This window comes from Bacteroidota bacterium (assembly GCA_025059945.1).
Taxonomy (GTDB): Bacteria; Bacteroidota; Rhodothermia; order JANXDC01; family JANXDC01; genus JANXDC01.
Genome location: JANXDC010000015.1, coordinates 257,375 through 267,188, shown reverse-complemented (window position 1 = coordinate 267,188; position 9,814 = coordinate 257,375). Strand labels below are relative to the sequence as shown.

Annotated in this window: 12 protein-coding genes; 4 read left to right on the top strand and 8 right to left on the bottom strand. The window is 64.2% G+C overall.

Annotation, left to right across the window (positions count from 1 at the left end):
* Together NZ993_09220 and NZ993_09215 are read left to right on the top strand one after the other, a co-directional pair.
* Positions 1 to 316 (top strand): hypothetical protein (locus NZ993_09220; protein ID MCS7155966.1); only part of this gene is annotated, 316 nt, incomplete at its 5' end.
* A 29-nt stretch (positions 317 to 345) separates the two neighbouring features.
* Complete coding sequence (locus NZ993_09215; GenBank protein ID MCS7155965.1) at positions 346 to 1,419, top strand: glycosyltransferase family 2 protein; 1,074 nt, start codon at positions 346 to 348, stop codon at positions 1,417 to 1,419.
* Here the strand turns inward: NZ993_09215 and NZ993_09210 are convergent.
* From NZ993_09210 to NZ993_09180, 7 genes are all read right to left on the bottom strand, one after another.
* Positions 1,416 to 3,221: a M28 family peptidase gene (locus NZ993_09210; protein MCS7155964.1), complete on the bottom strand. Its 1,806-nt coding sequence runs from the start codon at positions 3,219 to 3,221 to the stop codon at positions 1,416 to 1,418. The genes NZ993_09215 and NZ993_09210 overlap by 4 nt on opposite strands.
* Before the next feature lie 19 nt (positions 3,222 to 3,240).
* Complete coding sequence (gene nadA, locus NZ993_09205; GenBank protein MCS7155963.1) at positions 3,241 to 4,227, bottom strand: quinolinate synthase NadA; 987 nt, start codon at positions 4,225 to 4,227, stop codon at positions 3,241 to 3,243.
* 62 nt (positions 4,228 to 4,289) lie between these two features.
* Positions 4,290 to 4,469, bottom strand: a complete 180-nt coding sequence (locus NZ993_09200) for a hypothetical protein (GenBank protein ID MCS7155962.1) — start codon at positions 4,467 to 4,469, stop codon at positions 4,290 to 4,292.
* A 34-nt stretch (positions 4,470 to 4,503) separates the two neighbouring features.
* Positions 4,504 to 4,689 carry a 50S ribosomal protein L33 gene (rpmG, locus tag NZ993_09195; protein ID MCS7155961.1) on the bottom strand — a complete coding sequence of 62 codons (186 nt, stop codon included), beginning with the start codon at positions 4,687 to 4,689 and terminating at the stop codon, positions 4,504 to 4,506.
* A gap of 31 nt (positions 4,690 to 4,720) precedes the next feature.
* On the bottom strand, positions 4,721 to 6,319 hold the full coding sequence (locus tag NZ993_09190; GenBank protein MCS7155960.1) for an aminopeptidase P N-terminal domain-containing protein: 1,599 nt from the start codon (positions 6,317 to 6,319) through the stop codon (positions 4,721 to 4,723).
* A gap of 3 nt (positions 6,320 to 6,322) precedes the next feature.
* Positions 6,323 to 6,559, bottom strand: a complete 237-nt coding sequence (gene rpmB / locus NZ993_09185; GenBank protein ID MCS7155959.1) for a 50S ribosomal protein L28 — start codon at positions 6,557 to 6,559, stop codon at positions 6,323 to 6,325.
* A 54-nt stretch (positions 6,560 to 6,613) separates the two neighbouring features.
* The gene (locus tag NZ993_09180) at positions 6,614 to 6,970 is read right to left on the bottom strand and encodes a helix-turn-helix transcriptional regulator (GenBank protein MCS7155958.1); all 357 of its coding nucleotides are present in this window, start codon (positions 6,968 to 6,970) and stop codon (positions 6,614 to 6,616) included.
* Positions 6,971 to 7,096: 126 nt separating this feature from the next.
* Here NZ993_09180 and NZ993_09175 point away from each other — a divergent pair, with 126 nt between their 5' ends.
* Positions 7,097 to 7,468, top strand: coding sequence for a DoxX family membrane protein (locus NZ993_09175; GenBank protein MCS7155957.1), 372 nt, complete (start codon positions 7,097 to 7,099; stop codon positions 7,466 to 7,468).
* Between the two features lie 171 nt (positions 7,469 to 7,639).
* On the top strand, positions 7,640 to 8,719 hold the full coding sequence (locus NZ993_09170) for a hypothetical protein (protein ID MCS7155956.1): 1,080 nt from the start codon (positions 7,640 to 7,642) through the stop codon (positions 8,717 to 8,719).
* On the opposite strand, the gene NZ993_09165 is transcribed toward NZ993_09170, so the two are convergent.
* The gene (locus tag NZ993_09165; protein ID MCS7155955.1) at positions 8,716 to 9,813 is read right to left on the bottom strand and encodes a glycosidase; all 1,098 of its coding nucleotides are present in this window, start codon (positions 9,811 to 9,813) and stop codon (positions 8,716 to 8,718) included. The two genes, NZ993_09170 and NZ993_09165, sit on opposite strands and share 4 nt — an antisense overlap.
* Position 9,814: the final 1 nt, after the last annotated feature.

The following is a 9,814-nucleotide window of genomic DNA, read 5'->3' as shown; positions in this document are numbered from 1 at the left end:
ACCGTACGGCAGCCCGATTCGGTTTGCCCGAGGTCTGGAGCTCTTGTTGCGACGCGCAGAAGTGCCCCTGTGGGTGCAGACCGTGGGCATATATCCGCTGCTGTGGGAGCATGTGCGGCCGGAGCTCTACGCGGGCTTTGGTCGCGGCTGGCTTTGGGAGCCCGGCTCTGCGGGGCCTTCGTTAGCGGATATGGAGGCTGAGCTAGCCCGTCTGCTTTCGGAGTTGGAGGCCGGCGTGCGCCAGGGTCTTGTGTTTCGTTTTCTGCTTGAGGGGCGGCTTTCTCCGCAGGAGAGGCGAAGACGGAAGTCGGGCTGATCATAGGGGCCGTTCTTTTAGCGACCCTCGTGTTGATTACGCTCTACAACGGGCTGCGGGGGCCTTATTTGACTCGGGGGCCGGATCCCGAACGTCCGCTCCGGGTGTCCGTGCTGGTGCCCGCTCGCAACGAGGCCCACAACCTGCCCCGATGCCTGGAGGCGCTCTGCCGGCAGCGCTATCCCGACTTCGAGGTGCTTGTCCTCGATGATCAATCCACGGACGAAACCTTCGCGATCGCCAGCCGGTGGGCGAGCCGAGATCCGCGGTTTCGGGCGCTGCGGGGAAGCCCCACGCCGGCCGGATGGACGGGCAAAAACTGGGCTTGTTGGCAGCTCGCTCAGGCCGCAACGGGGCGGATTTTGCTGTTTACGGACGCCGACACCTGGCATCATCCTGAGGCCCTGTGGCGCACCGTGGGTTGGATGGAGCGCCTGCGCGTGGACCTGTTGAGCGCCTTTCCGCAGCAGCGCGTGCTGACGTGGGCCGAACGGCTCTGGGTGCCCCTGGTGCACGACGTGTGGCTCTATAGCGTCCTTCCGCTGTGGACAAGCTACCGGTTTCGGCATCCGGCCCTGGCCGCCGCCAATGGGCAATGGATGGCCTGGCGCCGAGAGGCTTACGAGCGCATCGGCGGACATGAGGCCGTGCGGGCTGAGGTGCTGGAGGACGTGGTGCTGGCCCGTCGCCTGAAGCGAGCCGGCGGGCGCATGATCGTCGTATCGGGCCGGGGGATGGTCTTCGGCCGCATGTACCGGTCGGCCCGCGAGGTCTGGGAGGGCTTCAGCAAGAACCTCTTCGGGCTGCTGGGCTACCGATCTTGGGCGGTGGGACTCTTGGGGCTGGGCGTGCTGTTCTGGATCGTCGCTCCTTATGCGCTATGGGCCGCTGGCTCCCCTGAAGCGGCGGCTCTGGCGGGGCTCAATGTGCTTTGGCGCGCACTCGCCGCTCTCTTCTATCGGCATCCCCCGGATAGCGTGCTTTTGCATCCTATAGGCGCCCTTGGAGTCGCCGTGCTAGCTCTGCACTCCTGGCGTCAGCACCGTCGCGGAAGGGTCCAATGGAAAGGGCGCCTTGTGCCCTCCGGCTACGGCCCCTCTTAGAGAGCGAGCTCCAGGCGCAGCAACTCCCCGTTTCGGCGCACTTCGATCGGCACGCGCTCCCCAGGCCGGAGCCTGCTCAGGATCTCCATGTAGTCGTAGATGTCGCGCACCGTGTAGGAGCCAATGCGCACGATAACGTCCCCGGCCTTAAGCCCGGCGCGCGCCGCCGGTCTTCCCTCCGTGACGCCCGTAATGCGCAGCCCTTCCCCGGAGTAGCCGTAATCGGGCAAAACACCGAGCGAGACCCGAAACGTGGCGACCGGTCGCGGGGCCGGGTCGGTCGTCTGCGTAAAGGCGGGACGAACCGACAGGGTATCTAGGGCGTCCAACAGGTAGGCCAAAAGCTCCAGAACGCGCCGGGCGCCGTTGGCATCGATCCGCTCCGGACGATCCGTGGGCCGGTGGTAGTCGGAGTGCGTGCCCGTAAAGGCGTGTAAAACGGGCACGCCCTGGGCGTAGAAAGAGGCGTGATCGCTTGGCCCTTGTCCTCCGGGCACAAGGCGGATGCGCAGGCCCGTTGTGTCCAGCCTCGCAAACAGCCGCCCCAGGAGCTGCGGCCAAACCGGCGAAGTGCCCGTGCCGTGCAGCGAAAGGGCGCCGTCTCGAAGCCGGCCGATCATGTCCAAGTTGAGCATGGCGACCCAGCGATCCCGCGGCGCTTCGGCCGGCGGATGTTGTACGAAGTGGGCCGATCCGATTAGCCCGCGCTCCTCGGCCCCGAAGCCGATAAAGAGCGCCGAGCGGTTGCGGGGCTTGGCCGTCCAGTAGGCGGCTAGCTCCAGCAGGCCGGCCACGCCGGAGGCGTTGTCGTCGGCCCCATAGTGTATGGCTCGTTGACCAGGCGCCAGGCTTCCGGGCCCACCCCAACCGAGATGGTCGTAGTGGGCGCCCACAATAAGGACCTCGTCGCGGTTAGGCCCCTGCCCAGGCCAAAAGCCCACTACGTTGTAGTCCGTGCTGGAGATGCGCGCAATCGAGGCCTCTACCGTTACGTCGTGACCCAGCGGCCGGCCCGGTTGGCCCGCCTCGGCCTCTGCGCGCAGGCGCTCCTTGCTAAGCCCAAGCGCGGCAAGCAGGGCCTGAGCCGAACGAGGCCCTACCTCCAGGACGGGAATCGGGGCGGGGCTTGTGCGGGCCGGATCAAAGGTGGGCTCCGGGGCGCGCAAGCTGTCCACAAGCACGATCACGGCTCGGGCTCCGCGCGCTGCGGCGGCTTCGACTTTGCGGCGCAGAGAACCCGCCGGCGCAAGGGGCGCATGCGGGTTGGGGGCCCCCGGGTAGCCCTCCAGCAGCATCAGGACAGCCCCGGACAGATCCAGGCCCGCGTAGTCATCGCGAGCCGGATCTTGCGCATGAATCCCATAGCCCACCCAAAACAGGGGCCCCGATGCCCGGCCAGAGGCGGAAATCCAGGCCGGACGCACCTCTTCCGCGTAGCGCCGTCCGGCGAGCACAACTGCGCTGACACCAGGCTCAGCGCGCAGAGCGCTGGTAAAGGTAAAGGCCTGTCCGTAAGGCCCCGCCGGCCCCTGGCCTTGGGCCTCCCCCAGGGGTTTAAGCCCGAGGCGGGAGAACCACTCCGCCAGATACCGGGCCGCTTTGCGGCCCCCCTCCGTTCCGGCCCCCCTGCCTTCTAAAGAATCCGAGGCCAAAACACGCACGTGATACAGAAACTCCTCTGCCGTGATCTCAGGTCGCGGCGGCAATAAGGCAACTTGCGCGCAGGCGCCCGAGGGCCCGATGCCCACAATCCCCAGACCCCAGGCTCCTAGAAGTAGAGTCGGCGATCTTCGATTCCGCATCGCTATTCCGTCCTTCACCTTATGGAATGCCCGCGCTGAGGGCAAGCATGCGCTCGATGGGACGCAGCGCGCGCTGCCGCAGCGCTTCGGGCAGCGTGATCTCCGGACCCTCCTCCAGAAGGCTCTGATAGATCTTCTGCAGCGTGATCCGGCGCATGTAGGGGCACTCTTGGCAAGAACAGGATTCGGTGCGCGGTGGCGCAGGGATAAACGTCTTCTGAGGGCTTTCCTGGCGCATGCGGTGTAGGATGCCCGGCTCCGTGGCCACGATGAAGACCCGGGCGGGGCTTTGGCTGGCGTAGCGAGCTATGGCCGTCGTGGATCCCACGAAATCGGCCAAGGCTAGCACGGACTCCTCGCACTCCGGATGGGCTAGCAGGAGGGCCTCCGGATACTGGGCCTTGAGCTCCAGGATGCGCTGCACCGAGAAGGCCTCGTGCACCACGCAAGTGCCCTCCCACAACACCATCTGCCGGCCCGTGCGGCGCTGTAGATAGCGGCCCAGGTTGCGATCCGGGGCGAACAGAATCGGGCGCTCCTCCGGGATCTGGCCGATGATGTGCTCGGCGTTGCTGGAGGTGACGACCACGTCGGCCAGGGCCTTCACCGCAGCTGAGGTGTTGATGTAAACCACGACCTCATGACCCGGATGCGCGCGCACGAACTCGGCGAAGGCCTCCGGAGGGCAATTATCGGCCAGGCTGCAGCCTGCCTCCAAATCGGGCAAAATCACCTTCTTTTCGGGGTTGAGCATTTTGGCCACCTCGGCCATGAAATGCACCCCGGCGAAGACGATCATGCGCGCCTGGGTGCGGGCGGCCTGACGCGCCAGGTTGAGGCTATCGCCCACGTAATCGGCTAGGTCCTGGATGCTAGGGTCTTGATAGTAGTGGGCGAGCAGTACGGCTTGCTTTTCCGCCTTAAGGGCGCGGATTGCGTTTGCGAGCGCCTCCGAGTCCGTAGTGAGCTCATGAGACGCCAGAAGAGGTGAGACTACGACGAACATGGCTCCGCGCGACCCCACCGGTGCGTGGGGTATCTTCGAAAGAGCCCCGGTACCTGGGGGGATTAACGACTTCCGCTCTTCAACGCCGTCGCAAAGGCGTCCAATTCAGAGACCGGGATGATCCGATCCCGATACGACCATCCCCCGCGCTCGTTGCGCTCTGCATACACGACGCGGGCCACAAGCTTAGTGGGCTCTTTTTTCTCTTTGGGTTTGAAGGTCGCTACTTGTTTTTTCGCCATGGCTCAAAGGGCCCTCCAGATTTAGGCCGAGCGCTTATTTGACCTCGCGATGGAGCGTATGCTTGCGCTCATAACGGCAATATTTGCGCAGCTCCAGGCGCTGTTGCGTGTTGCGTCGGTTCTTGGTGGTCACGTATCGCGACACACCCGGATGGAAGCCCTGCTTGCAAGAGACGCACTCCAGAATGACCTGTACTCGGTTTCCTTTTGCCTTAGCCATGGTTATCCACGCTCCACTTGGTGTCGGCGCGTTAACGTTCTTGGCGACCCCTGCGCATCAAAGCCTCGATCTCGGCCACCGTGCGGGGGGCGCCTTCGGAAAGCAAGGCGTAGCCCTGTGGCGTGATGAGCAAGTCGTCTTCGATACGCACCCCGATGTTCCACCACTTAGGCTCACACGGGGAGCCCTCGGCGATATAGACGCCCGGCTCCACCGCGATCACCATGCCGGGCTCCAGCGGGGAACCTGTGGACACGTCGTGTACGTCGAGTCCGATGTGATGCGCCACGCCGTGCATAAAATATCGGCCCACCTCGGCTTCGCTTCCGATCAGGCCTAGGCGCATAAGACCGCGCGCGATCTCGCGGCGGGCGATCGCGTTCAACTCGGCCAAGGTGGCCCCGGGCTTTACAGCCCGAAATACGGCCTCTTGTGCGGCGAGCACCACCTCGTAGATCGCCCGTTGCTCGGAGCTAAAGCGGCCCGAGATGGGAAACGTGCGCGTCACATCGGCCGTATAGCCGTGATATTCGGCCCCGATGTCCACGAGCACCAGATCCCCCGGACGGCTCTGACGGCGGTTGGTTTCGTAGTGGAGGATGACCGTGTTCTCACCGCTGCCTACGATCGAGGGAAAACCCGGAGCTTGAGCGCCGCGGCGCTTAAAGACGTATTCCGCGATGGCTTGCAGCTCGTATTCGTGCATACCCGGTCTGGCCTGCCGCATAAGCTCTCGGTGCGCCTCCACGGTGATGGCTATGGCCCGCCGGAGCAGGCGTAGCTCGGCTTCCGTTTTGACCTGCCGCAGCTCGGCCATCCAGCGCCCCAGACTCGCGTCGTCGACCCGGGGACGGCCATCCGAACGCTCCAACCAGCGAGCGCGCAGGGCGTTCCAGTCCTCAAAGCGCGCTGCGACCTGTAGGCGCGCCGCGAGCCGATTGAGCGTCGTATCGGACACCGTCCAGGAGGCCGAACGCAAAATCGCGCGAGCCCGCTCGAAGCGTTCCGGCGTGTCGGCCCCGGCAAGAAGCGCGCGCAGCCGGCGTTCTTGAGGGCCTGGGGGCCGATAGCCTAGGGCTCGGTATACGGCCTCCAGCTGCCGCGCTAGCTCGCTTCCCTGCGCCACGCCTTCGGGAGGGGGCAGCAGGTAAACCGTTCCGGAGAAGCGGCGCAGTAGCGAGTCGATCCAGCCCGGAAAACGCGTCGTCGGGAGGGCTCGTTCCAGGCCCAGAAGGCGCTCGGCCAGTTCCGGGCCCAACCGGCGGCCGGTCCAGATTTCGCGCTCCGGATCGCGGGGTCGCACGAAGGCCACCTCGCGCGTCCGGCGCCCTGCTACCTCCAGAGGAGTCCCGGAGAGCACAAGCACAGCCTCGGGCTCATCCAGGCCTGTAAGGTAGTAAAGGTTATTGTCTGGCTTATAGGGGGAATAGTCTACGTCGTTGGATCGGTTGCGCACGGGGTTGCTGAAGAAAACAGCCAGCCCTTCGGCCCCGATCCGCTCCAGGATGCGCTCGCGACGATCCCGATGAAAGTCGGCCGGAAGCCGATCGGCGTCGTAGATGTACGGGGGATGCTGAGCCCAAAGGCTTGGCGCAAGGCTCAGGAGCAGTCCCAGGGCGGTTGCGCGCATGGACTAGACCTTGATGCCCTTTTTGCGGGCCTCCTGCAGTACGGCGTAGATGCCCTTTTTCTCGATCGTCTTGATGGTCTGCGCCGAGACTTTGAGCGTAACCCAGCGTCCTTCTTCGGGCACGTAGAAGCGCTTTTTCTGCAGGTTGGGCAGAAAACGCCGCTTCGTGTGGTTGTTGGCGTGCGATACGTGAAAACCGGATACAGGTCCCTTGCCCGTAAGCTCGTCGCGTCTGGCCATGGTGGCTATCCTTTGTTTTGGGCTGATTGACTTTTAAGATACGGCTGTCGTGGGCTAGCCAGCAACTTGATGCGGAAGATAGCGCCGCGCCCAGGCCTCAATGGAGGCGATCACGGCCTCTAGCGCTCGCCCTGCTTCCGTTAGTCGATAGCGCGTGCGGGGGGGCATGTGCGATTCGACGGTCTTGGAGATCACCCCCACGGCCACCAGATGCTCCAGGCGCTGGGTCAGCGTGGCAGGGTTACAGCCGCCCACAGCGCGGGCGAGCTCGTTGAAGCCCTTATCGCCCTCCAGAAGGGCCCGCACGATATGCAGCGTCCATTTGGCCTGCAGCAAATCGACGGCCGCATATACGGGGCAAAACGCCTCCGATTCCTTTGGAGATCGCTTGGGTTGAGTGGCTTCCGACATTTTCACTTTTTTATTTGTATTACTTGACAAAGTATAGCGAAAAAAGTACCTTGCCCGTCGTGTTCGGTTAGGCATTTAAACTTTCTGTGTTCTCCAGAAGGTCCACACATAATAGGAGGTTGTTCTATGGAACAAGCCCTTTTCTGGCTCGGCCGCATCTTGATGGGGGGATATTTTCTGTTCAACGCCTTCAACCATTTCGCCAACGTTCGGGCTATGAGCGGCTATGCGGCATCCAAAGGTGTGCCAGCTCCGGCGGCGGCCGTGATCGTAACGGGGCTCCTGTTGGCCGCAGGCGGGCTTGCGATCCTGCTCGGCCGCTACACGCAGATCGGCCTTTGGGCCCTGGTGCTCTTTTTCGTCGTGGTCACCCCTTGGATGCACGCCTTCTGGGCTGTGCAAGACCCCACTCAGCGCATGGCGGAGCAGATCCATTTTCTTAAAAACCTCGCCCTGCTGGGGAGCGTGCTGCTGCTGCTTTATTTCTGGCAGCCATAATTCCTCCCCCGGCTAGCCCCTCAAGTAGGCCCGCGCAAGCGGGCTTTTTTGCGTTTAGGAACTTCTCGCAACGAGCCTGGATTCATAAACTTTTCATAGTCCGGCCGAAACCCCGTTTTGTTCTGGCCTGGTTTAAGGGGACGTCTCTGTAGCGATAAGGGAAGCATCATCATGCTCGGGCTTCTGTTTTTTGCCGCCCTCGTAGCGCACCCGTCGGATTCGCTGCGCTACCCGCAGGAGCGCTACCTGCGCAACGTCCGCCAACTCACCTTTGGGGGGAACAACGCAGAGGCCTACTTCAGCTTCGATGGCCGCTGGTTGATCTTCCAGAGCGATGATCCGCGCATCAACCCGCAAGGATGCGATCAGCAATTCATCATACCCGTTGACGCCTCCGCCCCGCCCCGGCTGGTCTCAACCGGCAAGGGGCGCACCACGTGCGGCTTTTTCCTCAAGGACGGTTCAATCCTATACGCGTCTACGCATGCGGCCAACCCCGCCTGCCCCCATTCGCCCATGTTCGCCGGGGGGCGTTACGTGTGGCCTGTGCATCCGGAGTACGACATCTACCACGCCACGGCGCAAGGGCAGCTATTGGGTGTGCTCGTCGGCGGGCCGGGCTACGATGCGGAGGCCACCGTCTCGCCGGATGGGCGCTACGTGGTCTTCACCTCGGCCCGCAGCGGGGACCTGGACTTGTGGAAGCTCGACTTGCAGACCGGCGCCATGACGCAGTTGACTCATGAGCTCGGCTATGACGGCGGGGCGGTCTTTTCGCCCGATGGTTCGCTCATCGCCTGGCGCCGCACGGCCAGTCTGCGCACAGCCGCCGATTCTATGCGCTATCGGGAGCTCCTGGCTCAGGGGCTAGTAGAGCCGACGGAGATGGAGATTTGGGTCATGAACGCCGACGGCTCCAACAAGCGCCAGGTCACCCGGCTCGGCGGGGCCAACTGGGCGCCATTTTTTCATCCAAGCGGCCGCAAACTCATCTTCGCCTCCAACCACCACACGCTGGCCACTAAGCGGGGCCGGCAGTTCAACCTGTTTCTGATCAACCTAGACGGGACCGGCCTTGAGCAGGTGACTTTTGATGAGGCCTTTGACGCCTTCCCCATGTTTTCGCCCGACGGCCGAAAGCTCGTCTGGTGCTCCAACCGCTTCAACGGAGGCACCCGAGATACGAACGTGTTCGTAGCCGACTGGGTCGAGCAGGAAACAAACGCGGCAGGCTCCCAGCCGCAGCGCTAGCCTGACTGGGACTGGAGCGCGCGCACGAGCTCCACAAGCGGCACGGCGGCGGCGAAGATGCGGCTATCGGCCCCCGCGTAGGGGATGATGAGCTGATCCCGCCAGACGTACTGGGCGCAGCTAAAGACCACGTTGTCGACCCCCAGCTCGGGATCGCCGCTCCGCTCAAGCGGCCCCTCGGGTTTTAGGATGGGCTCCAGGCGCGATCGCACGCGCGCCTCCGGCGGCGCGTTCAAGTCCAGCAGGGCCGCGCCCAGATGGTATTCCCGCTCCCGCTGATCGGGCCTCTTGTAGTGGCCGATGTGGTAGAGCATCAGAAATCGCCCCCCTCCGAGCGCAAGTGGGGGTCCGGCGGCGCCGACCCAGGAGCGGGCGAAGGCGGCATACGCATAGCTGCGCATGAGCATCCCCTCGGTGCGCCAGGGTCCCTCGGGGGTCTGCGCGGAGGCCAGATGAATGGCCATGGCATCGGGCCCGGCCATGGGCCGATGCAGCAGATACCAGCGTCCGCCGACGGGCTCCGGCAGGAGCGCGGCGTTTTTGTTAGGAAAACGGTTCAGATCCCCCTCCACGGGCCCCTTTACGTCCCAGGACAGAAAGTCGCGCGTCACCGCCCACAGAATCCGCACCTCTGCGACCTCTTCGAGTGCGCCTTCCCGCTGGGCTGTAAAGCCCGTGTAAAACAGGTAGTAGGCGTCGCCCACCCGGGTGCAGCGGGGATCTTCGACCCCCAGCCGATCAAACCACGCCCCCGGCGTGAGCACGGGCTCCGGATGGCGCCAAAGGAGCTCCAGCTCCGGCGTAAAGAGCGCAAGCCCTATCGAGGAGGGGGCCACGTTCCAGGGCCCTGAGCGGGCGCCCTGGGCGCGATAGAGCATCACCACCCCTCCGCCGGCCCGCCGCAGGCGCTCACGCTGCGCCTCGGCAAGCCCCCAGCGGGCCATGAGTCGCTCCAGCTCCGCTCCGCTTTCGATGAGGACCGCAGCCGGATTGAGCACAACACGCCCCTGCCAGGCAGACTCCGGCACGGCCTCCAATATGGGCTGGCCGCCGTGTAGCCGGCACACGGGCACAGAAGACGGGGAGGGGTTCACG